This window comes from Ornithinimicrobium tianjinense (assembly GCF_014636495.1).
GTDB classification, from domain to species: domain Bacteria; phylum Actinomycetota; class Actinomycetes; order Actinomycetales; family Dermatophilaceae; genus Ornithinicoccus; species Ornithinicoccus tianjinensis.
In genome coordinates this window covers 199,015-223,106 of sequence record NZ_BMEM01000003.1, presented here as the reverse complement: position 1 = coordinate 223,106, position 24,092 = coordinate 199,015, and the positions used below count along the sequence as shown (strand labels likewise).

The window sequence follows — 24,092 nt, the reverse complement described above, 5'->3', positions numbered from 1 at the left end:
AGCTCCTCGAGCGCGAGGCTGGCTGAGCGCCGTCAGCTGCCGCGCAGCTCGCGCTTGAGGATCTTGCCGGTCGCGCCCTTGGGCAGCTCGTCGATGAAGGTGACGGTGCGCGGGTACTTGTAGGGCGCCACGAGGCCGCGCACGTGCTCGACGAGGTCCGCCTCGGTGACGGCGGTGCCGGGCCGCCGCACGACATACGCCGCGACCTCCTCGCCGAGCTCCGGGTGCGGCACGCCGATAACGGCGGCCTCGGCGACGGCGGGGTGCTCGTAGAGCACCTCCTCGATCTCGCGCGGGTAGATGTTGAGCCCACCGCGGATGATCATGTCCTTGGTCCGGTCGACGATGAAGTAGAAGCCGTCCGCGTCGCGCCGCGCCAGGTCGCCGGAGTGGAACCAGCCGTCCCCGTCGATGACCTCGGCCGTGGCCTCCGGCTTGTTCCAGTAGCCCTTCATGATGTTCTCGCCGCGGATGCAGATCTCGCCGACGGTCTCCCCGTCGGCCGGGTCGACGTCGCTCCCGTCGGGGGCGGTGAGCTTCATCTCCACGCCCCGGACCGGTATGCCGATCGAGCCCGCCTTGCGCTCCCGGTCGGGGTGGTTGAAGGAGGCGACGGGGGAGGTCTCGGACAGGCCGTAGCCCTCGAGGATGGTGGCGCCGAAGGTCTCCTCGAAGCGGCGCATCACCTCCAGCGGGAGGCTCGCGCCGCCCGACACCGCCAGGCGCAGGCTGGACAGGTCGGGCGTCTGCTCCGCCTGCGCGGCCGCGGCGAGGAGCGCGTTGTACATCGTCGGGACGCCCTCGAAGACCGTGACCTGGTCGCGCTGGATGACCTCCAGCGCCTTGGCCGGGTCGAAACGCGGGATGAGGGTCAGCGCGGCCCCGGTGGTGAAGGCGGTGTTCATGCCGCACGTCATCCCGAAGACGTGGAAGAGCGGGAGGCAGCCCATGACGACGTCGGTCTCGTCGAGGTGCAGGAGCGTCTCGGTGGTGGTGACCAGGTTGCTGCGCAGGTTGTCGTGGGACAGCTCGGCGCCCTTGGGCTGGCCGGTGGTGCCCGAGGTGTAGAGGATGACGGCGGTGTCGTCGCCCGCCCGCTGAGCGATCTCCTCGACCGGCTCGGACCCCTGCAGGTAGGCCACCAGACCCTCGGGTCCCACGGTCATGAGCTGGGTGCCGGTGCTTTCGGCGGCCGCCTCGGCCTCCTCGCCCGGCATCGCGGCGAGCACCTTCGCGCCGGAGTCCTGGAGGTAGTAGGAGATCTCGCGCCGCCTGAACAGCGGGTTCATCGGGACGACGACGGCGCCGAGACGCAGCGCGGCGAAGTAGAGCACCGGGAAGGCGGGCAGGTTCGGGAGCATGATGGCCACCCGGTCGCCGGGGCCGACGCCCTGGTCGCGCAGCCAGCCGGCGAGCTGGCGCACCGAGGCGACGAGGTCCCCGTAGGTCACGACGAGGTCGTCCAGGATGATCGCGGGCCGGTCGGGGTGCGTGGTGGCCGTGGCGTCGACGTTGACGGCGAGGTTGGCGTTCATGGGCACATCCTGCCCGGAACGCCTGTCCGGTGTCCGGCTTCGCCGGCGGATCGCGGCCGCTACATCTGTCTCGGTGTGTCTACCTCACGCGCTAGAGCGGCGGATATCCCGCTCGACGCGACGATCACCCGCGGAGGTCGTCGAGGGTGTCCGCCTCGTCCGGACCCTTGTCGTCGCGGTAGCGCAGCACCCGGGCGAAACGCAGGGCGATCCCGCCGGGGTAGCGCCGCGAGGTCTGCACGCCGTCGTAGGCGATCTCGACCACCTGCTCGGGCCGCACGTGGACCACGTGGCCGTCCCGCCCCGTCTCCAGCTCGAGGAAGCGCTCGGTCTGCCAGGCCAGCAGCGCGTCGGTCATCCCCTTGAACGTCTTGCCCACCATCGCCAGCTCGCCGGTCGCGGGGTCCCGCGCGGCGAGGTGGATGTTGGAGAGCCAGCCCTCCCGCCGCCCGCTGCCCCACTCGACGCCGGTGACGACCAGGTCGGCCGTGCGCCGGGGCTTGACCTTGACCCAGCCCGCGCCACGTCGGCCGGCCGCGTAGGGCGCCTGCGGGTCCTTGACGACGACGCCCTCGTGCCCGCGCCGCAGCGCGTCCTGCGAGAAGTCCTCCGCCGCGCCCGGGTCGGCCGTCAGGAGCCGGTCCACGGTGAGCCCGGGGGCGAGGCGGGCCAGCTCGTCCCAGCGGCGGGCGGCCGGCTCGTCGACGAGGTCGGTCCCGTCCAGGTGGAGCAGGTCGAAGAGGTATGTCGTCACCGGCGTCGTGCGCGCCAGCGCCGCCGGGTCCGCGCTCGAGGCGGTCCGGGCGCCGGTGACCTGAAAGGGGTGCGGCCGACCGTCGGGCCGCAGAGCGATGACCTCGCCGTCGAGGACGGCCGTGTCGGCCGGGAGGGCGAGCAGCGCGGCGACGACCTCGGGCAGCCGGTCGGTGATCTCGTCGAGGCTCCGGGTGAACAGCCGCACCGGCGGCGTGGCGGCGCGGTCGAGATGGGCCTGCAGGCGGATGCCGTCCAGCTTGGTGTCGACCGCCAGCTCCCGGGTGCCGTTCACGGCCGCGGCCACGTCAGGCGCGGAGCCCGCCAGCATCGGGCGCAGCGGACGGCCGACCTCCAGGCGCACCTCCTCCAGCGCACCGGGTCCCTCCAGCAGGGCGGCGACGGCCACCGGCCCCGGGAAGCCGGCCAGCATCACCGCCCGCCGCACGAGGGTCTCGGGGACGTCGGCGGCCGCCGCGATCGCCGGCAGCAGCACGCCGTCCGAGGCGCCCTGCCGCAGCTCCCCGGTGATCAGCCCCACCAGCCAGCGCTGCTCCTCGGCCGTGGCCAGGGCGAAGAGCCCGTCGACGACCGCGCGCCGGGCCGCCACCGAGCCAGGACCGGACAGGCCGCGCAGCGCGGTCAGCGCGTCGTCGACCTCCAGGACCCCCAGCGAGGGCTCGGCCGACGCCTCCGGCAGGTCCCGCAGCCCCCGCCAGCTCACCCCGACGGTGCGCTGGGGGAGGGTGCCCGCGAGGTAGTCGGCGACGACCTCGACGAGGCGCGGATCGGCATACCCGGCGGCAGTGCGCAGCGCCTGCGCGAGCAGCTCCACCTTGCGGGTGCGCGCACGGGTCGCGGCGACGGCCGCGGACGTCCGGATGACGTCGACGAGCTGCACGGCGCGGCCTACTCGTCGTCGAGCTGGTCGGTGCTCAGGTCGGGGGCCAGGCCGGGCACCCCGGACCCGTCGAGGACCGTCGGGACCTCGGAGGTGCCGAACGGGCGGACGTCGTCACGGCGGAGGACGATGTCGCCGTCCTGCATGTCCGGGACGAGCTCGCGCACGGTGACGAAGGTGTAGCCCATCGCGGTGAGGTCGGCGATGATCCCCGGGACGGCGTTGACGGAGTTGATGTGCACGTCGTGCTGCAGCACGATCGAGCCGTCACGCACGTTGTTGACCACGCGCGCACGGACCGTCGCCGTGCTGGGCGGGCCGTCCCAGTCCCGGGGGTCGACGTCCCAGATGATGAGCGGGAAGCCGAGCCGGCGGGTGTCCGTGTCGTAGAGACCGTAGGGCGGGCGCAGCAGCCTCGTGTCGGGTATGCCGTGCTGGTTGAGCTCGTTGTCGGTCATCGTCACCTGCTGGAGCTGCTGGGCGTAGGTCAGCGTCGGCAGCTGCGGATGGTCCCAGGTGTGGTTGGCGACGTCGTGCCCCTCGACCCAGGCCCGGCGGGAGTGCTGGGCGTAGGCGTCGACCTGCGCGCCGACCTGGAAGAAGGTCGCCGGGACGCGGTGGCTCGCGAGCGTGTCGAGCAGCGTCGGGGTGGGCCAGGAGGGCCCGTCGTCGAAGGTCAGGGCCACGCACCTGGTCACCGCGCAGTCGATGGCCGGCCGGGCGGCGATGGAGGCGCCGGACAGGGTCGAGCCGCACAGGGCCGCCGCCCCGCCGAGGGCCACCACCCGGTCGGGGTGCCGCCGCTCCAGGAACCGGTCGGTCGCCCCGACCACCCGGTCGCACGGCCCGCTGGTCAGCAGCACCGGGCCGTCGACGAGCATCCCCGAGGCGAGCGCGTCGACGAAGTTCGACCCGTCGCCGCGCGCGAGATAGACCCGGCTGGTGCGGTCGGGGTAGGCGTGCGCGGCGATCGCGACCGCGGTCTCCCAGCGGTTGGCTCCCGCCAGCCGGGTCGTCGTCCGACCGTCGGCGGCCTCGGCCAGCACCGCGTCGGGGACGGCGACCGACCCGCCGAGCGCGGTCACGGTGGTCGCACCGAGCTCGGCGACCGCCGTCCTCGTGACCTCGGGCAGGGTCAGCCCGTCGCTCGACGTGAGCAGGATCGGGCCGTCGCGAAGCATGCCGCCGACCACGGCGTCCGGACCGACCGCGCCCGTCGTCAGGTATGCCGTGCCCGCGCCCTCGGGGAAGGCGCGGGCGGCGATGAGCGCGGCCGTCTCCTGCCGGGTGGCGCCACCGATGCGCTCGGTGGGCCGACCGTTCGCGGCGTCGGCGAGCACCTCGTCGCAGACGGCCGCCGGGCCGCCGAGCGCGACGACCGCGTCGGGGTCGATGCGCTCGATCTCGGCCCGGACCACGCTGGGCAGCGCGCCGCAGGCGGGCTTGGTGAGCAGCACCGGGCCGTCGCTGAGCGTTCCGGCCGCGAGTGCGTCGGCGAAGGTGTCACCCCGGGTGAGGTAGACGACGTCCGCCGCCGAGGGGTAGCGGTAGCGCCACTGCGAGATCTCCACCGCCGATGCGTAGCGGTCGGGCCCCGCCAGCCGGGAGGTCGGCGGCCCGACGACCGTGCTCGCCGTGCTCGTGTCCGTGGCCGGGACCTGACCCTGGGCGGGCAGCGCGGACGCACCACCTCCCGCCGCCAGCAGCGCGGCGAGCGCGACGACCACGGACCAGCCCCGACGAAACCCCATACCCCGAACCTACGCCTCCGGCGCGAGGTTGTCAGCGCTGCGCCCGTCGCCGACCCTCAGCGGGGCACCGACGCGAGGAACTCCTCGATCCGGGTGGCCAGGCGCACGGGCGTCTCGAACATCGGGTAGTGCCCCGCGTTGGCCAGGATCTCGTACTCGCTCTCGGGGAAGAGCGCGCCCCAGGTCCCGCGCACGACCTCGTCCGTGATGGCCGCGTCATGCTCGCCCACGACCGCGAGCGCGGGCACCTTCCCGACCGGCACCTCGGCCGCGTGGTCGGTGTCCGCCCAGGCGCCGAAGTAGGCCCCGAACGCCTCCTGGTCGCTGTGCGAGCGGCTGTGGGCGACGACCTGGTCGATCCAGTACGCCGACAGCCGCTTGCCGGTCGTGATGTCGATGATGGCCTCGCGCGCCATGTCGTCGGCCGCGGCCGACTCGAACAGCTGGCGCCCGTCGTCGTCGAAGGGGGAGCCGGAGGCCGGCACCGGGTTGATCCCGACGACCGCCTCGACGCGCTCCGGCGCCAGCGCCAGCACGCGGAGCACGGCCGAGGCCCCCATCGAGTGGCCGACCAGGCTGAAGCGCTCGACGCCGAGGTCGTCCGCCAGCTCCAGCACGTCGGCGGCGATCTGGTCGATCGTGTACGGACCACCCGACCCGCGGCGGTCGCCATACCCGCGGTAGTCCACGAACTCGTAGCGGAACTGCTCCGGATCGAGCGCGCCCACGAACCCGTCACCCCAGCCGGAGGAGGAACCGAACCAGCCGTGCAGGCAGATGACGGTCCGGCCTCCGTGGCCGAGCTCGTGGGCGTTGTCTACCGAGGTGTCATCGTTGACGATCATGGCGTCCACGCTATGCCTTCCGGCGGACCCGCGGGGGGTTATCCCCACCACACTCGGGGAGACCGCACCCTTCGTGGCCGGACCCCCGATCACTACCGTGGAGGTATGACGATCCTCGCCGCGCTCGTGGACGGACCGAGCGACCTCGGGCCCCGCCAGGCACCCCCGCTGCCGGGCGCGACGACGACCCCGCGCCGCTCCCGCCGGCCCCTCTGCCGGCGGACCCTGAGCTCGTGGCTGACGAGCTGGTGGGCGGTCGCGCTGCGTGGCCTCGACCTCCTCACCTCGGTGGCGGGACTGGTCCTCGTCGCGCTGGCGGTGGCGGGCTTCTTCTCGCTGACCGCCGCCGGCACCGGGATCATGCTGCTGACCCCGGCACTGTGGGGCGCCTGGGCGCTGGGCCAGGCGGAGCGGCACGTGCTCGCCGCCTTCACCGGCACGGACATCGGGCCGTCGCCGGTCAGTCCCGCCCCGACCTGGCGCCGCGCGCTCGGCCTGGACATGGTGCGGCTGCGAGCGCTCGGCTGGGCGGCCCTGCACTGGGTCTGGGCCCTCGTGGCCAGCGCGGTCGTCCTGGCCCTGCTGACCACCTCGCTGACCCTCCTCGCCACGCCGCTGCTGCGGCCGTTCGCCGGGAGCGAGACGGTCGAGGTCCTCTGGTTCGCCAGCGTGAGCAGCCCCGTGGAGTATGCCGTCACCTGGCTGGTCGGGCTCGTCACTTTCCTGGTCCTCCCGTGGCTGGCGCGCGGCACGGCCAACGTCGACATCGCGCTGGCCCGCTGGCTCGTCGGCGCCGACCCGCAGTCCGAGCTGCGCGCCATGCGCGGCCGGGTGCAGACGCTGACCACGACGCGGGAGGAGGCGGTGGACTCGGTCGAGGCCGAGCGTCGGCGCATCGAGCGGGACCTGCACGACGGCCCGCAGCAGCGGCTCGTCTCCATCGCGATGAACCTCGGCCTGGCCCGGACGCTGCTCGACAGCGACGCTGACAGCGCGCGGGCGCTGCTCGACGAGGCGCACGCCTCGAGCAAGGAGGCGATCGTCGAGATGCGCCAGGTGGCGCGCGGGATCGTGCCGCCGATCCTGGCCGACCGCGGGCTCGACGCCGCGGTGTCCGCGCTCGCGGTGCGCAGCCCGGTGCCGGTCGAGGTCACCAGCCGGCTCCGGGAGCGGCTCGACCCGACCGTGGAGGCGATCGCCTACTTCTGCATCTCCGAGGCGCTGACCAACGTCGCCAAGCACGCCGGCGCGTCCACCGCACGGGTCGACCTGGGCCTCTCGCCGACCCTGGAGGGGGAGCGTCTGGCCATCACGGTGAGCGACGACGGCCGCGGCGGCGCGGTCGTCGGCGGCGGCAGCGGCCTCACCGGCCTGCGCCAGCGGATCGCCGCGGTCGACGGCGAGCTCCACGTCCACTCACCCCGCGGCGGCGGGACCACCGTCGCCATCGCGTTGCCGCTGCGCGGCAGGAGGACAGCATGACCGGCACCACCACCAGCACGCCCACGACCCCGCTGCGGGTCATCCTGGCCGAGGACTCCGTCCTGCTCCGCGACGGGCTGGTGCGGCTGCTCCAGGCCGCGGGCTTCGAGGTCGTCGACGCCTGCCCGGACGCCGCGACCTTCCTGGCCAGCGTGCGCCGGCACGTGCCGGACCTCGTCGTCGTCGACGTCCGGATGCCCCCGACCTTCACCTCCGAGGGCATCGAGGCGGCGCTCGTCGTGCGCTCCGAGCTGCCGGACGTCGCCGTCCTCGTCCTGAGCCAGTACGTCGAGGAGCGCTACGCCACCGAGCTGCTCGCCGGCCGTGCCCGGGGCGTCGGCTACCTGCTCAAGGACCGGGTCGCCGACACCGGCGACTTCATCGACGCCCTGCGCACGGTCGCCGCCGGGGGCACGGCGCTGGACCCCGAGGTGGTCTCCCAGCTGATGTCCCGCGCCCGCAACGCCGACCCGCTCGAGCGGCTCACCCCGCGCGAGCACGACGTGCTGCGGCTCATGGCCCAGGGTCGCTCCAACAGCGCGATCAGCCGAGAGCTGTTCATCGGCGAGGGGGCGGTGGAGAAGAACGTCTCCTCGATCTTCCTCAAGCTCGACCTGCCACCCACGGGTGACGACCACCGACGGGTGCTGGCCGTCCTGCAGTGGCTCGAGCACGGCGGGGCCGAGCGATGACCGTGCCGCAGGACACCGTCCCCCGGGCCCCGAGCAGCCCAGCGCCCCCACCCCGACGAGCCGGCTACGGCGCGCTGCGCTCGGTCGGTCTGGGCGTCACCGCCCTCGTTGTCGGCGCCGGCGTCCTCAGCAGCGTCCCGGAGATGGTGCAGCGCACGGCCGAGCAGGAGCTGGCCTTTCCGGCCGGCACCACCCGGCTCGAGGTCGTGGCCCCGGTCGGCCAGGTCGTCGTCCGCGAGGGTGAGGGCCTCGACCCGGTGATCTCGGTGGAGAAGACGTGGTCCTTCGACGAGCCTCGGGTGGAGATGACCGCGGTGGACGGCGTGGCCAGGGTGTCGCTGGACTGCAGCAGCGGGATCCTCGCCACCCGGTGCTCGGGCGAGTGGGACGTCGTGGTGCCGCGTGGCCTCGCCGTCTCGGTGACCTCGTCCGCGGGCGAGGTCGAGCTGGAGGGGGTGACCGGGGACGTCACCGTCCGCAACTCGGTCGGGGACACCCGCGTGTCCGGAGCCCCGCGCACGCTCGACCTCACCTCCAACGTCGGGTCGATCACCGCCCGCCTCTCGGCCCCGGCCGACCGCGTCGTCGTGCGCAACAACGTGGGCGAGGTCGACCTCACCCTGCCGCCCGGCCACACCTGGGACGTGACGACCAGCTCGGACGTCGACGAGGCGGTCACCCGGGTCCCCGTCTCCAGCGCCTCGCCCTACCGGGTGGACGTGCGCACGGACGTGGGCTCGATCCGGATCGACGACGAGTAGCGACGAGCAGCGACGGCGAGCACGGGGAAGCCCCCGCACCGGCTGACCGGTGCGGGGGCTTCCCGCTGTCCTGGTGGCTCTCACCCGGTCACGGGTAGACGAGCGCCTCCAGGGTCTCCTGGACCTCCATCGCGACGGCGCCGAGGCCGCCGGCGATGGTGATCTCCTGCACCCGCAGCTCGGTGATCGCCCCGAGGATCGCGCTGGGCACGACGTCGGTCTTGGTCAGGAGCACGGGGCTGTTATAGCCCGCCGCGACGGGACCGGCCGCCAGGGCGTCCGCGAAGTTCAGCCCGGTCGCCACGATGGCGTGGTCGGCCGGCGTCGGGAAGAACTCCGTGGCGATGGCCGCCGAGGTCTCGTAGCGGTTGGCACCAGCGATCCGGACGACGTCGTCGGTGTAGGTCTCGACGGCGTCCTTGACGGCCTCGCTCACCGCCGCCTTGCCACCGACCACGACGACGACCGCCGGGTCGAGCCGGTCCAGCTCGGCCCGGACCGCGCCGGGCAGGCTGTCGGGCTTGGTCAGCAGGACGGGGGCGCCCTCCATGCCGGCCGCCGCGGAGGCGGACAGCGCGTCGGGGAAGTCCACGCCGCTGGCCAGGAAGACCAGGTCGACGCCTGCGGCATACCCGCTGGAGAGCGCGACGGAGGTCTCGTAGCGGTTGGCGCCCGCGATGCGGGTCACCGGGGCGTAGGCCGCGAGCCGGTCGAGAACCGCCTCGCTGACCGCCTGCTCGCCGCCGAGGACGACGATCTGCTGCGGCTGCAGGATGCCCAGCGCCGTGCGGGTCGGCGCCGGGACGGCACCGCTGCGGACGAGCAGGACCGGGGCACCCTCGGCACCCGCCACCGCACCGCCCGCCAGGGCGTCCGGGAACATCTCGCCGGAGGCGACGAACACGGTCTCCACGCCCGTGTCGAAGTTCTCCACCGCGAGCTCGGCCGCCGTGGAGTAGCGGTCGATGCCCTGGGCGCGGGACACCGTGGGGGCGTCGACGAGGCCGGTGCCGGACCAGGCGATGCCGAAGGCCTGGCTGGTCCAGGTCTCGGTCGCCGGGGCGGTGTCGTCGTTCCAGGCGCTGGCCTTGGTCAGGACGACCTCGAGGATGTAGTCGCCGTCGGCGACCCGCTCGCGGGCCCCGGACTCGTTGACGACCATGCCGTCCCAGCTGTAGGCCTCGATGCCGTTGATGCCGGCGTGGCGGGCCAGGTAGTCGATCTCGCGGACGAGGCCGAGGGAGTCACCCTTGGTGCCGTCCTCGTTGGCCGCGAAGACCTCCATGTCCAGCGCGCGAGCCTGGTGCTCGAGGTGGATGAGCACGAGGGGCACGTCGCCCTGGTCCATGGTGTAGACGTGGTCCGCACCGGCGAGGTCGAAGGTCCCGTCGGGGTCGACGCAGTCGACGCCGAGGAAGCGAGCGCACGACTCGAGGACGCCGAGAGCGGGAAGCTCCACGGCGGTGGTCCCGTCGCCGTTCACGAGGTCGGTGAGCACCTCGACGTCCTGCAGGTCGAACGACGCGCCACCGTAGGGCAGCGTGTAGCTGCTGCCGTCGGTGCCCGTGGCGGTGACGAAGCCTCCGAAGAGGTAGCCCTCCTCGGGCGAGGTGACCGTGACGTCGACGGTGGCGCTGCCGCCGGCCGGGACCGTGACGTGCTCGGCCGAGAAGGTCACCTCGGCCGGGCTGAGGTAGTAGCCCCAGTCGTTGCCGGTGCCCGCCGTGGCGACGGCGGCCTGGTGGCCCAGCGTGTAGACCTCCGCGACGTCGGTGGTGTTGCTCACGTGCTGGAGCCGGCGACCTGCTGGCCCAGCTGGAGGAACGAGGGCTCGATGACCACGTCGGCGAGGATGCTCTTGTCGACCTTGATCATGCCGGCGCCCTGGCGGTGGACGACCTCCAGGCCGGCGGCCGGGGCGAGGTTCAGCGGGAGCTGCTCGGCGGAGTTCTGCAGCCGCACCTTGACGTCGTGCACGGACAGGCCCGGGTCGGCCTGCAGCATCAGCGCGGCCGCACCCGCGACGTGCGGGGAGGCCATCGAGGTGCCGGACAGGGTGGCGTGCGCCTGGATCTCGAGCGGGTAGGTCGAGTAGATCTGCCCGCCGGGTGCCGAGACGTCCGGCTTGTACTGCAGGTCGGCGGTGGTGCCGAAGGAGCTGAACGAGCTGATCAGACCGCCGGTGGGGCTGGGGATCGAGGTCTCCTCGGCGGACCAAGTGATGGTCGTGCTGCCGTCGGCGAGCGCGTCGGTGACGAGGCGCTGACCGTCGGCGGCGGAGACCGCCACGAGCGGGATGGTGATCTCGGGGGTGCCGGAGAGGCTGGGGTTCACCATGCCCGCGACGTTGTTGTAGAGCACGACGCCGATGGCGCCGGCGGCCTGCGCGTTGACGGCCTTCTGGTGGAAGGTGCAGTCGCCACGCTGCACCAGGACCCACTGGCCGGCGATCGTGGCGGCGTCCGCCTCGCTGTAGGGCGCGCAGCCCTTGGACAGCTCGTCGGTGGGCGGCGCGACGGCGACGAGCTCGGCCGTGCCCTCGGTGGGGGGCTCGGGCGCGGGGGTGCCGATGGTGTAGGGCACCGTGGCGCCGGTCTCGTCGGTGAAGAAGTTGGCCATGAACTCGATGTTGTCGACCGAGCCGACACCGATCGTGTCGCCACCGACACCGGGTGCGCCGGCCGAGTAGAGGCCGTCGGCGCCGCTGTTGCCGATCGAGGCGACCACGACGACGCCCTCGCGGGCGAGTGCGTCGGAGGCCTGCGCGGTGGGGTACTCCTCCCAGGCGGAGAAGGCCGACCCGATGGACATGTTCACGACGTCCATGCGGTCGTGCAGCGAGCGCTCCATGGCCCGCAGCATGACGTCGGCGTCGGTCGAGCCCTCGCAGCCGAAGACGCGGTAGGCGCCGAAGGTGACGCCGGGCGCCACGCCCGTGACCACGCCGTCGGCGCCGACGATCCCGGCCACGTGCGTGCCGTGGCCCTGGCAGTCGTCGGGGTTCGCGTCCGGGACCGGGGTCGGGGAGTAGGCGTCGGTCGAGGGGTTGGCGTTGTAGTCGTCGCCGACGAAGTCGTAACCCTTGGTGACGCGCGCGGAGGGGAACGCGGTCGTGCCGGGCGTGCCGGAGCCGCCGAGGTCCGGGTGGTCGATGTCGATGCCGGTGTCGATGACGCCGACGCGGATGCCGGTGCCGTCGAAGCCGAGCTCGCTCTGGACCACGTCGGAGCCGGTCATCGTGATGGCCGTGAACAGCTCGGGGTCGATGGTCTGCGCCTCGGGCTCCTCCGGGGCGTCGATCACGCCGATCGGGAAGACGGCCTCGACGACCTCCGAGCCGGCCACCTTGAGGAGCTGGCTCTCCGAGACGTTGACGGCGACGCCGTTCCACAGCGCGCCGAACTCGTGGCGGACCTCGACGTCCACCCCGGCGTCCTGCAGGTCGTTCTGGAACTGCGCGCGCTCGGCCTTGATCGCGGTGAGCGACCCGCCACGGCTGGTGGGCTCGCCGGCGAACTGCACGAAGTAGGCGCCGGGCGCCATCGTGACGTCGGTCAGCAGGTTGCCCTGGATCTTGCTCTCGGGCGCGGGTGAGCCCGGAGCGATCTGCTCCCCACCCGCAGCGCTGGCGCCGACGGGGGACAGCAGCGCCCCCGTCATCGTCAGCGCGGCGACGCCCGCGAGGGCTCGCCTTGATCTGTTCCCCATCAACGGTCTCACCAGCACGTCTCCCTTGATCGTCGCGAACACTGCCCGCGCGGCCCGCAGGCACTTTTGACCCTAGAGGCGTCCAGCGGATTCCCAGATGACGATTTGATAACGATCTGCAACCAGCCTGTTCACCACCGCCGAGAGGCGGTGGCATGGCCCTATGGACACACGGGGAGTGCTGGAGGTGCTGGAGCAGGAGATGGCGTTCGTGGCGGGGCGCCGCCCCGATCCCGGGGTGGAGGACCTGGTCCGCAGCCGGGCCCGTGAGGTGCTGCACGGGCTCTGGGAGACGGGCGAGCTGCAGGGCGCCACCCCGCAGGAGGCGTATGCCGTGCGCTGCGACGGGCGCACCGGCACCGACGAGGACCGTCGGGCCGGGCGCGTGGTCCTCCGGGTGGCGCTGTCGCCGGAGCATCCTGGTCAGCTGGAGGAGCACACCCTGGTGCTGGAGACGAGCACCACGCCGGACGTGCCCGTGCTGGACCGACCGGCCGCCGTCGCCGAGGCGGCCCGGCTGGCCCGGGAGCGGCTCACGGTCGTGCGCCGGGTGGACCTGGCCACCGTGCTGGCGCAGGACCTGGCGGCGGCGGAGGAGCAGCTGGCGCAGCTCTTCGAGGAGGCCGCCGCCTCCCGCAGCGTGCTGCTGCTGCGGGAGGCGGACGTGCTGCTCACCGGGCCGTCCCAGCGCCGCCTCCGGCTGACGCGGGCGCTGGAGCGGCTCTCGCGGGGCACCGGGGTGCCCTACGTGCTCGGGTCGCGCTAGGCCGTCCTCCTCATTGCCGTCCTCCTAGTTGCCGTTGCCCTGGTAGAGCGGCTGGGTCTGGACGTTGAGCGTGCCCATGCGGACCGACGCGGCCGCGTCCGTGCGCGGGTCGTCGAGACGGAGCACGTCCAGACCCCGGGTGATGTCGGAGGAGTAGATGTGGCCGTTGTAGTAGTACGACGACCAGGACCCGCCGAGGACGAGGCGCTCCTCGCTGATCGGGCCGCGCTCGAAGTAGCCGATCTCCTGCGGGTACGTCGAGTCGGTGAAGTCCCAGACCGACACGCCGCCCTGGTACCACGCCTGGACCATGATGTCCGAGCCCATGACCGGGACGAGCGAGCCGTTGTGGGCCACGCAGTTCTCGGTGGTCGACTGGGTGCGCGGGATCTTGAAGTACGACCGGTGGGTGAGCGCACCGCGCCGGCTGAGGTCGTAGATCGCGTTGGCGCCCTTCGTGGCCGGCAGCGACTCGAGGCAGGTCGCGCCGACGCCGCCGCCGAGCTCGTCGGTGAAGACGACCTTGTCGGCCAGCTGGCTGAAGGTGGCCGAGTGCCAGAAGGCGAAGTTGTCCGTGTCACGGACCCGCTCGATCACCCGTGGCTTCAGCGGGTCCAGGATGTCCAGGACGATGCCGTCGCCCATGCAGGCCCCCGCGGCGATGTTGAGCGCCGGGTAGGCCGTGATGTCGTGACAGCCGGCCGTGGTCGCCGACCCGTTGCCGCCGGGGTTGCCACCGGCGTCGTCGGCGAAGAGGTCGGGCGTGGCGACGACCGCGGCAGCGGCCGGGTCGGCCACCGGGACCTCGATGATCGAGATCGAGTCGTGCGGCGGCTGGCAGTTCGGGAGGGTCGCGCGTGGGCCGTAGCTGCTGACGTAGAGGTAGACGCTCTTCTTGTTCTTCGCCGGCACCAGGGTGTGCGTGTGCGAGCCGCAGTCGGTGCGGACCGCGGCGACGTACTGCGGGTCGCTCACGTCGCTGATGTCGAAGACGCGCATGCCCTCCCAGGCGGTCGCCTCCGCCGCGGTGCTGGGCGAGCTCTGGCAGGTGTCGTCGGTGCGGGCCGCGTCCACCGAGAGGAAGAGCAGGTCGCCCGAGACCGTGATGTCCCCCTGGCCGCCGGGGCAGAGCACCTCGGCGACGACGGAGGGGTTGGCCGGGTCGGAGATGTCGGCGACCCAGAAGCCGGCGTAGCTGCCGACGAAGGCGTAGTCGCCCTGGAAGGCCAGGTCCGACCCGATCGCGTTGTTGAACGCGGCCGGGATGGGCAGGTTGGCCAGGTGGGTGATGTTCTCGCTCATGCTCGTCTCGCCCGTGGCGAGCTGCGCCGCGGCGGCGTCGGCCGCCGACAGGTCCTGCGTGTCGGGCGTCGCGAGGACGCCGGTGGCAGTGCTCACGGTCAGCGCGGCGGCGCCGAGCAGCGCGAGCGCCGCACGGCGACCGCGTCGTTGCGGGTGCAGTGTCATGCCGGACCTTCCTGTCGGGCCCGCGAGGGCCTGGGTGGTGAGCCAGACAGTAGGGGCGCGGGGGTACCCGCAGGGGAGACTTTGCCAACTCCATACCGAACCCTGACCAGTCCTTGACCCGTCACCTCTGTCGCGGGGCCGGGTCCGCGTGATGAGGTATGCCGTATGCCCTCACCCCCCGCCTCGGCGTCGCTGGTCTCCCTCGTGCTCGGCGCCGCCCTGCTGGCCGGCTGCTCCGCGTCGCAGACCCCGACGGCGGTGACGGTCACCCCGGACCGGCCCGTCATCCAGCCCGGCGGGCCGGGGGAGGCGAACGCCACGCTGACGGGACCGATCGCCATACCGGTGGAGGAGCCGAACGAGGCGGACGTGCGGTTCGCGCAGGCGATGATCATCCACCACGCCCAGGCGCTGGAGATGGTCGAGATCGCCCGCGACGGGCTCGAGGACCAGGCGGTGCGCGGCCTGGCGGAGCGGATCGCCGCGGCGCAGGGACCGGAGGTGGGGGCACTTGTCGGGTGGCTGGTGCGGCACGACGAGCCGGTGCCGCAGGAGGCGGTGGAAGCCGGCGTGGACGTGAAGGGCCTGGGTGGCCGGGTGGGTGCGCGGTCGCGCGGGCATGCCGGTCACGACGCCGAGGAGATGGCCGGCATGGCCACCGCGGATCAGCTCGAGGCGCTGGGGACGGCCAGCGGCCGCGCGGCTGACGTGCTCTTCCTGGAGCTCATGACCGCGCACCACGAGGGCGCGCTGGTGATGACCACCGAGCACGGGACGCAGGGCATCGACGCGCAGGCGCGCGAGATGTCGGACGAGATGCACGTCGAGCAGACCGCCGAGATCGACCGGATGGCCGAGCTGCTCGCGACGCTGCGGGGCTGAGCCGGCAAACGGGGTGCCGTTGTCAGCCCTCGGTGGCACGATGCAGCACGTGCTCCTCCGAATCCTGCGCAGCCGGCTGCGGCCCTACGCCGGGCTGGTCATCACGGTGCTCGTGCTCCAGCTCGTCGCTGCGGTCGCGAGCCTGTGGCTGCCCCGGCTCAACGCCGACATCATCGACCACGGCATCGCCCGGGGCGACACGGCATACATCTGGCGGGTCGGCGCCATCATGCTGGCCGTCAGCGCCGTGCAGGTGGTGGCGCAGGTCGCCGCGGTCCGGGCGGCGGCCCGCGTGGCGATGGGGCTCGGCCGGGACCTGCGGGCGGCGGTGTTCGACCGCGTGCTCGGCTTCTCTGCGCAGGAGCTGGGGCACTTCGGCGCGCCGACGCTCATCACGCGCAGCACCAACGACGTGCAGCAGGTGCAGACCCTGACCTTCATGGGGATGGTGATGCTCGTGGCGGCGCCGATCACCGGGTTCGGGGGCGTCTACATGGCGGTCCGCCAGGACGTCGGGCTGTCCTGGCTCATCGCGGTCGCCGTCGCGGTCCTGCTCACCGGGATGGGTCTGGTGATCCGCCGGATGGTGCCGTTGTTCCGGGCGCAGCAGACCCGCATCGACGCCGTCAACCGGGTCATGCGCGAGCAGATCAGCGGCATCCGCGTGGTGCGGGCCTTCACGCGCGAGCCGGAGGAGACCGAGCGGTTCCGGCGCACCAACACCGAGCTGACCGACGTGGGCCTGCGGGTCGGCGACCTCATGGCGATCATGTTCCCGTTCGTGATGCTGGTGATGAACCTCTCCACCGTCGGCGTCATCTGGTTCGGCGCCCAGCGGGTGGACTCCGGCGCGATGCAGGTCGGGGCGCTCACGGCCTACATCAGTTACCTGATGCAGATCCTCATGTCGATCATGATGGCCACGATGGTGGCGACGATGATCCCGCGGGCGAGCGTCTCGGCCGAGCGGATCGGCGAGGTGCTCGTGACCAGCTCCAGTGTCGTCGCGCCGACCGACCCGGTGCGCCCCGCCGAGCACCGCGGCCTCGTGGAGCTGCGCGACGTCGGCTACACCTACCCCGGGGCGGAGAGCCCGGTGCTGCACGACGTGTCGCTGGTCGCCCGCCCTGGGACCACGACCGCGATCATCGGCGGCACCGGTGCGGGCAAGACCACGCTGCTGCGGCTGGTCCCGCGCCTCGCCGACGCCACGGCCGGCCAGGTGCTCGTCGACGGGGTGGACGTGCGCGACCTCGCGCCGCCGGAGCTGTGGTCCAGGGTCGGGCTCGTGCCGCAGCGCCCCTACCTCTTCTCCGGGACGGTGGCCACCAACCTGCGCCTGGGCAAGCCGGACGCCAACGACGAGGAGCTCTGGGAGGCTCTCCGGGTGGCCCAGGCCGACGACTTCGTGGGGGACTTCGCCGAGGGGCTGGACCACCCCGTGGCGCAGGGCGGCACCAACGTCTCCGGCGGGCAGCGCCAGCGGCTGTGCATCGCCCGCGCGCTGGTGGCCCGACCGCAGATCTACCTCTTCGACGACAGCTTCTCCGCGCTCGACCTGGCCACCGACGCCCGGCTGCGCGCCGCGCTACGGCCGTTGACCAGGGAGGCCACCGTGATCGTCGTCGCCCAGCGGGTGTCCACGATCATCGACGCCGACCAGATCGTGGTGATCGACGAGGGCCGGGTCGTGGGGTCCGGCACGCATGACGAGCTGCTCGAGCACTGCCCGACCTACGCGGAGATCGTCCGGTCGCAGGAGCACGTGGAGGCCGTGGCATGAGCGAGCCGACCACCACCAGCGACGAGGCCACCGCGGCCGCCAGCCGTCGTCCTCCGCAGCCACCGCGCGGCCCCCGGCCGGGCGGTCACTCCTTCGGCCAGCCGGTCGAGAAGGCCGGCAACTTCGGCGTCTCGGCGCGACGCCTTCTCGGGCGGCTGGCTCCCTACCGCGCGCGGGTCGTGCTCGCGGTGCTCCTCAGCATCGCCGGGGTCGTCCTGGGCACCCTCGGTCCGCGCGTGCTGGGTCGGGCCACCGACTACGTCTTCGCCGGGTTCATCGGGCGCAGGCTCCCGGCCGGCGTGCCGCTGGACGAGGTGGTCGCCGACCTGCGCGCGCAGGGCCAGGACACCTACGCCGACCTCGTGGAGGGCACGCCGCACGTCGTGCCCGGCCAGGGCGTGGACGTCGAGGCGCTCGGCGGCGTCATCCTCCAGGTGGTCGCGCTGTATGCCGTGGCCGCCCTCCTGACCTGGGTCTCGGTGCGCGTCGTCAACCGGATCTCGATGTGGACGGTGCGTGACCTGCGCGCCGACGCCGAGGAGCAGCTGCACCAGCTGCCGCTGTCGTTCTTCGACAAGCAGCCCCGCGGCGAGGTGCTCTCGCGCGTCACCAACGACCTCGACAACGTCCAGCAGTCGCTACAGCAGACCTTCGGGCAGCTGCTGGGCTCCCTGGTCACGGTGGTCGCGATCCTCGCGATGATGCTGTGGATCTCCCCGGTGCTCACCGTCATCGCGCTGCTGACCATCCCGGTCTCGGTGGTCATCACCGCGCTCATCGCCAAGCGCTCGCAGAAGCTCTTCACCGCGCAGTGGGCGCACACCGGGACGCTCAACGGCCAGGTCGAGGAGGCCTTCACCGGGCACGAGCTGGTGACCGTCTTCGGCCGGCGCGAGGAGATCTCCGCGGCGATGCGTCGGACCAACGACCAGCTCTTCGACGTGACCTGGAGGGCCCAGTTCATCAGCGGCATCATCATGCCGGCGATGTTCTTCGTCGGGAACCTCGGCTACGTCCTCGTGGCCGTCGTCGGCGGTCTGCGCGTGGCCAACGGCACCCTGTCCCTCGGCGACGTGCAGGCCTTCATCCAGTACTCCCGCCAGTTCACCCAGCCGGTGACCCAGGTGGCCTCGATGGCCAACCTCCTGCAGTCGGGCGTCGCCTCGGCCGAGCGGGTCTTCGAGCTGCTCGACGAGCCGCGTCAGGTGCCCGACCCGAGCGGCGACGCACCGGTGGAGGCCCCGCGCGGGCGGATCGAGTTCGAGGACGTCTCCTTCTCCTACGGCGCCGAGCCGCTCATCGAGGACCTGTCGCTGGTCGCGGAGCCGGGGCAGACCGTCGCGATCGTCGGGCCGACAGGCGCGGGGAAGACCACGCTGGTCAACCTGATCATGCGCTTCTACGAGCTCGACGGCGGGCGCATCACCCTCGACGGCCGTGACATCACGACGATGACGCGGCGCCAGCTGCGCGCCCACATCGGGATGGTGCTCCAGGACGCGTGGGTCTTCGAGGGCTCGATCCGCGACAACATCGCCTACGGGAGGCCCGGCGCGACGGACGCGGAGGTCCGCGCCGCGGCCGAGGCCGCCTACGTGGACCGCTTCGTCCAGCACCTGCCCGACGGCTACGACACCGTGCTCGACGACGAGGGCTCCACGGTGTCGGTCGGCGAGAAGCAGCTGATCACGATCGCCCGTGCCTTCGTCGCCCAGCCCTCCCTGCTCATCCTCGACGAGGCGACCTCCTCGGTCGACACCCGCACCGAGCTGCTCGTCCAGGAGGCGATGGCGCGGCTGCGGGCCGACCGCACATCCTTCGTCATCGCGCACCGGCTCTCCACGATCCGCGACGCTGACGTGATCCTCGTGATGGAGCACGGCCGGATCGTCCAGCAGGGTCGCAGCGGCGCCGGCCGCTCGGCGCACGAGGTCCTCCTCGCGAGCGACGGCGCCTACCGCCGCCTCCACGACGCCCAGTTCCGCGGCGCCGCGGTGGAGGTCGACGAACAGGGCGCCCCCACCCCCGCCTGAGCCGTCCCCCACCGCCCCCAACCGGACCGGACAGGCGTTCCTGCCAGACCGGACAGGCGTTCCTGCCAGACCGGACAGGCGTTCCTGCTGCACCGGACAGGCCGTCGTGCCGGACCGGACACCCGTTCCTGCCGGACCGGACAGGCCGTAGTGCCGGACCGGACACGCGTTCCTGCCGGGACCGAGCCGGTTGACGTCAACGTCAGCGGGAACTCGCTGTCGGACTATCAACTTCTCTCTGACGTGCACGTCAAGACGTCGGTCGCCAACCAATCTCCCGTGGCCAGTGCACGGTGTTGCGGCCATCTGGCAGGAACGCCTGTCCGGTTGGGCACTACGGCCTGTCCGGTCTGGCAGGAACGCCTGTCCGGTCTGACACGGCGGCCTGTCCGGTCTGACACGGCGGCCTGTCCGGTCGGGCAGGAACGCCTGTCCGGTCCGGCAGGAACGCCTGTCCGGTGGGGGGATGACCGCCTGGCGCACGGACCGGACCGCTCGGCGCACGGCATACCCCGCCTCTTGCCCTGGGGAGAGGCCGCTCCTAGAGTCCGCGACGGACTCACCTGTCCCCTCTTCATCGCCTGTCACAGGAGCGACATGTCGACAACTCCCTCCCGAACCGAGGTCACCGACCTCCCACCGGTGTCGGTCGACCGCAGCAGCGGCCCCGACCCCATGAGCCCCACGGCTCGCATCGTGTACGCGATCATCGCGGCGCTCGGCGCCGTCGGCTGGGCGATGATCGCCTTCGTCCGGGGCGAGGAGGTGAACGCGGTCTGGTTCGTCTTCGCCGCGGTCTGCACCTACCTCATCGCCTTCCGCTTCTACGCCCGCTTCATCGAGTGGAAGGTTCTCAAGCCGCGCGACACGCGGATGACGCCGGCCGAGGAGTTCGAGAACGGCCGTGACTTCATGCCGACGGACCGGCGGGTGCTCTTCGGGCACCACTTCGCCGCGATCGCCGGCGCCGGCCCGCTCGTCGGTCCGGTCCTGGCCGCCCAGATGGGCTACCTGCCGGGCACGATCTGGATCATCGTGGGTGTCGTCCTCGCGGGGGCGGTCCAGGACTACATGGTCCTGCACATGTCGATCCGCCGCCGTGGCCGCTCGCTCGGCCAGATGGCGCGCGACGAGCTCGGGCGCGTGGGTGGCATCGCCGCCATCGTCGGCGTGCTCGCGATCATGCTCATCCTGATCGCCGTCCTGTGCATCGTCGTCATCAACGCGATGGCGGAGTCGCCCTGGGCGGTCTTCTCCATCGCGATGACCATCCCGATCGCCATCTTCATGGGCGTCTACCTGCGCTACCTGCGCCCCGGCGCCGTCACCGAGGTCTCGGTCATCGGCGTCGTCCTGCTGCTCCTCGCCATCATCTCCGGCGGCTGGGTCGCCAACTCCTCGTGGGCCGAGTTCTTCACCCTCTCCCCGCTGGCCCTGGCCTGGTGGATCATCGCCTACGGCTTCGCCGCCGCGGTCCTGCCCGTGTGGCTGCTCCTCGCCCCGCGCGACTACCTGTCGACCTTCATGAAGATCGGCACGATCGTCCTGCTCGCCGTCGGCATCCTCGTCGCGATGCCGGTCGTGCAGATGCCGGCCGTGACCCGCTTCGCCAGCGACGGCGCAGGCCCCGCGTTCGCCGGGTCGCTGTTCCCGTTCCTGTTCATCACCATCGCCTGCGGCGCCCTGTCCGGCTTCCACGCGCTGATCTCCTCGGGCACCACGCCGAAGCTCATCGAGAAGGAGTCGCAGGCGCGCCTCATCGGCTACGGCTCGATGCTCATCGAGAGCTTCGTGGCGATCATGGCCATGGTGGCCGCGATCACCATCGACCAGGGCACCTACTTCTCGATGAACGCCGCCAAGGCGCTCACCCAGGGCACCCCCGAGGGTGCCGCCGAGTTCGTCAACGGCCTGGGCCTGACCACGCCCGGCGGGGCCCCGCTGCCCCCGATCGACGCCGCGACCCTGGTCGCCGAGGCACAGGCGGTGGGCGAGGAGTCGATCGTGTCCCGCACCGGTGGCGCTCCCACGCTCGCCTTCGGTATGGCGGAGGTCATGTCGGGCGCGCTCGGCGGCGCCGGGCTCAAGGCGTTCTGGTACCACTTCGCGGTCATGTTCGAGGCGCTGTTCATCCTCACCACCGTCGACGCCGGCACCCGCGTGGCGCGCTTCATGTTCTCCGACGCACTGGGCAACATCCCGGGCCTGAGCCGGTTCAAGGACCCGTCCTGGACGGTCGGCGCCTGGATCGCCACGATTATCGTCGTCGCCGGCTGGGGCTCGATCCTGGTCATGGGCGTCACGGACCCGCTGGGCGGCATCTACACGCTGTTCCCGCTGTTCGGCATCGCCAACCAGCTGCTGGCCGCCATCGCGCTGACGGTCGTCACGACGATCCTCATCAAGCAGGGGCTGCTGAAGTACGCCTGGATCCCGGGCGTGCCGCTCGCCTGGGACCTCATCGTCACCCTGTCGGCGTCGTGGCAGAAGATCTTCAGCGGCGACCCGAAGATCGGCTACTTCGCCCAGCACACCCGCTTCAAGGAGGCGGCCGCTGCGGGTGAGGTGCTCGGCCCGGCCAAGGACGCCGGCGACATGCAGCAGGTCATCGCCAACACGATGATCCAGGGCATCATGTCGATCGTCTTCGCCGGTCTGGTGGTCATCGTGGTGGCCGCGGCGATCGCCGTCTGGGTCAAGGCCATCAAGGCCGGCAGCCTGCCCACGAGCGAGGCCGAGGACGTCCCGTCCCGGATCTTCGCACCCTCCGGTTTCATCCCCTCCGAGCGCGAGAAGGCTGTCCTGCAGCAGTGGGAGGAGGCCGGGCTCGACCCGAGTCCCGCTGCCGCGCGGCACCGCTGAGCGCCGAGCGGGCACGGCATATCTCGTCCCGGACCAGATGATCCGGCACACTGGAGGTATGACGACCCGCACCACGCCGACGCCACCCACCTCCTCCGAGGAGGTCGGGTGGCGTCGTCGTCTGCGGGAGGCGCGCAGCATGTTCCGGGGCGTGGTGGGTGCGGACGCCTACGAGGTGTATGTCGAGCACCAGCAGCGGGTGCACCCTGGCCAGCCGGTGCAGTGCAAGAAGGACTTCTGGCGCGACAAGACGGACCGCCAGGACACGAACCCCACCGCCCGCTGCTGCTGAGCCTCGGGCCTCGTCCGGCGCTCTCGTCCGGCGCTCTCGACCGGCGCGATCGTCCCGCGCTCTCGTCCGAGGACCTCAGGTCAGGCTCGTCGCGCCGTCCGGCGGATAGGTCACGATCCCGTCCTCGTCCACGGACGGGACGGCCCCCCAGCGACCGAGCTCGTGCCGACGCGGCGCGGCGCCCGTCATGAGGTGCCACACCGTCCAGCCCCGGGCGGTCAGCGTGTTGGCGACCAGGAGGCGGTGGCAACGCCACGGCATGGGCTCCCCGCACATGACGGTCGTGCGCCGCTCCTCGGCCATCGCGGTCAGCCGGGCCAGCCCCTGCTCGAAGGCGGGCGTCAGGGTGTAGTCGGCGTAGTTCTTGAAGCTCTGGTTGGCCCAGGCGGCGTTGACGTCAGGGTCGACGTCGTGCTGCCTGGGTCGACGACCGCCGAGCTCGGGCAGGTGCAGATAGTCGATCCCCGCCTCGTGCAGCCAGCCCGGCATGGCGTCGATGCTGAACTGCGGGCTGCGGCGCGACCCTGGCTGCGCCCGGACGTCGACGAGCAGCTCGATGTCGGGGACCGCGAGGGTCTCCAGCACCACCTCCGGCGGGCAGGTCCAGTGCCCCAGGGTCCAGATCTCGGGGGTCATGACCAGCTCGGCTCAGACAGCGGGCCAGTGGTAGTCCACGACGACGGGGGCATGGTCGGAGAGGCGGACCCCGCGGTGGTCGCGGTCGACGACCACCGCGGTCGCCGTGCGCGCCAGGCGCGGCGTGGCCAGGTGATAGTCGATGCGCCACCCCGCGTCCTTGGCGTAGGCCTCGCCCAGCCAGCTCCACCACGTGTAGGGGCCCTCGGTGTCCGGGTGCAGCCGGCGGACCACGTCCACGAGCGTGCGTGGTGAGAGCTGTGCCTCGATCCACGCCCGCTCCTCGGGCAGGAAGCCCTCGGACGTCTGGCTGCGGCGCCAGCTGGCGACGTCGAGCTTGGTGTGCGCGACGTTGAGGTCGCCCATGAGCAGGAACTCGCGACCCCGGGCCCGGGCGGCGCGGCGGGTGCGGGCCAGCTGACGGGCGAAGGCGTCCATGAAGCGCATCTTGCGCTCGTAGCGCGCGCCGCCGTCGGGCTTCTCACGCATCCGGCTCGGGACCTGCAGCCGGGCGGGCAGTCCGCCCTTGGGCAGGTAGAGGCTGGCGACGGTGATCGGCGCCTCGGCCAGGTCGACCTCGACGTAGCGGCCCTCGTGCGCGTGCCGTCCGAGGCCGCGGGCGAGCGGGACGTCGTCGGGGGCCGGCTCGGTGTGAAGGTGGTCCTCGTCCGGCCCGCGAAGGAGAACCTCGGCGTCCCAGGTGCGGACGGCCACCGGCCGCTCGCGGGTGAGGACGGCGACGCCGTTGCGCCCCGGGATCTGGCCGGGCTCGTAGACCACGTGGTAATCGCCGAACGCCCCGGGCGGCAGGGCCGCGACCGGCGCGCGGACCTCCTGCAGCGCGACCACGTCGCAGCCGCGGGTGGCCAGCCAGTCGTCCAGCCCACGCCGGTGGGCGGCCCTGATCCCATTGACGTTGACGGTGGCGACTCTGAGCACCGGT

General features: G+C 72.3%; 18 protein-coding genes. 9 read left to right on the top strand and 9 right to left on the bottom strand.

Annotation, left to right across the window (positions count from 1 at the left end):
* Nucleotides 1–32 precede the first annotated feature (32 nt).
* From IEV65_RS10810 to IEV65_RS10795, 4 genes are all read right to left on the bottom strand, one after another.
* Nucleotides 33–1,535 carry a long-chain-fatty-acid--CoA ligase gene (locus tag IEV65_RS10810; protein WP_188430672.1) on the bottom strand — a complete coding sequence of 501 codons (1,503 nt, stop codon included), beginning with the start codon at nt 1,533–1,535 and terminating at the stop codon, nt 33–35.
* Between the two features lie 124 nt (nt 1,536–1,659).
* Complete coding sequence (locus tag IEV65_RS10805; protein WP_188430670.1) at nt 1,660–3,189, bottom strand: ATP-dependent DNA ligase; 1,530 nt, start codon at nt 3,187–3,189, stop codon at nt 1,660–1,662.
* An 8-nt stretch (nt 3,190–3,197) separates the two neighbouring features.
* On the bottom strand, nt 3,198–4,940 hold the full coding sequence (locus IEV65_RS10800) for a cell wall-binding repeat-containing protein (protein ID WP_188430667.1): 1,743 nt from the start codon (nt 4,938–4,940) through the stop codon (nt 3,198–3,200).
* 56 nt (nt 4,941–4,996) lie between these two features.
* Nucleotides 4,997–5,785, bottom strand: a complete 789-nt coding sequence (locus IEV65_RS10795; protein WP_188430665.1) for an alpha/beta fold hydrolase — start codon at nt 5,783–5,785, stop codon at nt 4,997–4,999.
* A 105-nt stretch (nt 5,786–5,890) separates the two neighbouring features.
* On the opposite strand from IEV65_RS10795, the gene IEV65_RS10790 reads away from it, so the two are divergent.
* The 3 genes from IEV65_RS10790 to IEV65_RS10780 are packed head-to-tail and all read left to right on the top strand — an operon-like array spanning nt 5,891 to nt 8,720.
* Nucleotides 5,891–7,267, top strand: a complete 1,377-nt coding sequence (locus tag IEV65_RS10790; protein ID WP_188430663.1) for a sensor histidine kinase — start codon at nt 5,891–5,893, stop codon at nt 7,265–7,267.
* Entirely contained in the window at nt 7,264–7,959 is a 696-nt protein-coding gene (locus IEV65_RS10785) for a response regulator transcription factor (protein ID WP_188430661.1), read from the top strand. Before IEV65_RS10790 ends, IEV65_RS10785 begins: the two co-directional genes overlap by 4 nt.
* The gene (locus tag IEV65_RS10780) at nt 7,956–8,720 is read left to right on the top strand and encodes a DUF4097 family beta strand repeat-containing protein (RefSeq protein WP_188430659.1); all 765 of its coding nucleotides are present in this window, start codon (nt 7,956–7,958) and stop codon (nt 8,718–8,720) included. The genes IEV65_RS10785 and IEV65_RS10780 overlap by 4 nt, the downstream gene beginning before the upstream one ends.
* 88 nt (nt 8,721–8,808) lie before the next feature.
* Here the strand turns inward: IEV65_RS10780 and IEV65_RS10775 are convergent, their stop codons facing one another.
* Both IEV65_RS10775 and IEV65_RS10770 read right to left on the bottom strand, forming a co-directional pair.
* Complete coding sequence (locus tag IEV65_RS10775) at nt 8,809–10,506, bottom strand: cell wall-binding repeat-containing protein (protein ID WP_188430640.1); 1,698 nt, start codon at nt 10,504–10,506, stop codon at nt 8,809–8,811.
* Nucleotides 10,503–12,428, bottom strand: a complete 1,926-nt coding sequence (locus tag IEV65_RS10770) for a S8 family serine peptidase (RefSeq protein ID WP_188430638.1) — start codon at nt 12,426–12,428, stop codon at nt 10,503–10,505. Before IEV65_RS10770 ends, IEV65_RS10775 begins: the two co-directional genes overlap by 4 nt.
* A 163-nt stretch (nt 12,429–12,591) precedes the next feature.
* Here IEV65_RS10770 and IEV65_RS10765 point away from each other — a divergent pair, with 163 nt between their 5' ends.
* A complete protein-coding gene (locus tag IEV65_RS10765; protein WP_188430636.1) occupies nt 12,592–13,194 on the top strand; it encodes a hypothetical protein in 603 nt (200 codons plus the stop codon).
* 24 nt (nt 13,195–13,218) lie between these two features.
* Here IEV65_RS10765 and IEV65_RS10760 read toward each other — a convergent pair whose 3' ends face one another.
* Complete coding sequence (locus IEV65_RS10760) at nt 13,219–14,661, bottom strand: LVIVD repeat-containing protein (RefSeq protein ID WP_188430635.1); 1,443 nt, start codon at nt 14,659–14,661, stop codon at nt 13,219–13,221.
* A gap of 165 nt (nt 14,662–14,826) precedes the next feature.
* Here IEV65_RS10760 and IEV65_RS10755 point away from each other — a divergent pair, with 165 nt between their 5' ends.
* The 5 genes from IEV65_RS10755 (at nt 14,827) to IEV65_RS10735 (ending at nt 22,513) form a co-directional block, all read left to right on the top strand.
* The gene (locus IEV65_RS10755) at nt 14,827–15,543 is read left to right on the top strand and encodes a DUF305 domain-containing protein (RefSeq protein WP_188430634.1); all 717 of its coding nucleotides are present in this window, start codon (nt 14,827–14,829) and stop codon (nt 15,541–15,543) included.
* 49 nt (nt 15,544–15,592) lie between these two features.
* Nucleotides 15,593–17,326 (top strand): ABC transporter ATP-binding protein, encoded by a 1,734-nt coding sequence (locus tag IEV65_RS10750; protein ID WP_188430633.1) that lies wholly within the window; start codon nt 15,593–15,595, stop codon nt 17,324–17,326.
* Complete coding sequence (locus IEV65_RS10745; RefSeq protein ID WP_188430632.1) at nt 17,323–19,359, top strand: ABC transporter ATP-binding protein; 2,037 nt, start codon at nt 17,323–17,325, stop codon at nt 19,357–19,359. Before IEV65_RS10750 ends, IEV65_RS10745 begins: the two co-directional genes overlap by 4 nt.
* A 597-nt stretch (nt 19,360–19,956) precedes the next feature.
* Nucleotides 19,957–22,221: a carbon starvation CstA family protein gene (locus IEV65_RS10740; RefSeq protein WP_188430631.1), complete on the top strand. Its 2,265-nt coding sequence runs from the start codon at nt 19,957–19,959 to the stop codon at nt 22,219–22,221.
* Nucleotides 22,222–22,279: 58 nt separating this feature from the next.
* Nucleotides 22,280–22,513: a YbdD/YjiX family protein gene (locus IEV65_RS10735; protein WP_188430630.1), complete on the top strand. Its 234-nt coding sequence runs from the start codon at nt 22,280–22,282 to the stop codon at nt 22,511–22,513.
* A gap of 75 nt (nt 22,514–22,588) precedes the next feature.
* Here the strand turns inward: IEV65_RS10735 and IEV65_RS10730 are convergent, their stop codons facing one another.
* Together IEV65_RS10730 and IEV65_RS10725 are read right to left on the bottom strand one after the other, a co-directional pair.
* A complete protein-coding gene (locus IEV65_RS10730; RefSeq protein ID WP_188430628.1) occupies nt 22,589–23,149 on the bottom strand; it encodes a DUF488 domain-containing protein in 561 nt (186 codons plus the stop codon).
* A 12-nt stretch (nt 23,150–23,161) separates the two neighbouring features.
* On the bottom strand, nt 23,162–24,088 hold the full coding sequence (locus IEV65_RS10725; RefSeq protein ID WP_188430626.1) for an exodeoxyribonuclease III: 927 nt from the start codon (nt 24,086–24,088) through the stop codon (nt 23,162–23,164).
* Nucleotides 24,089–24,092: the final 4 nt, after the last annotated feature.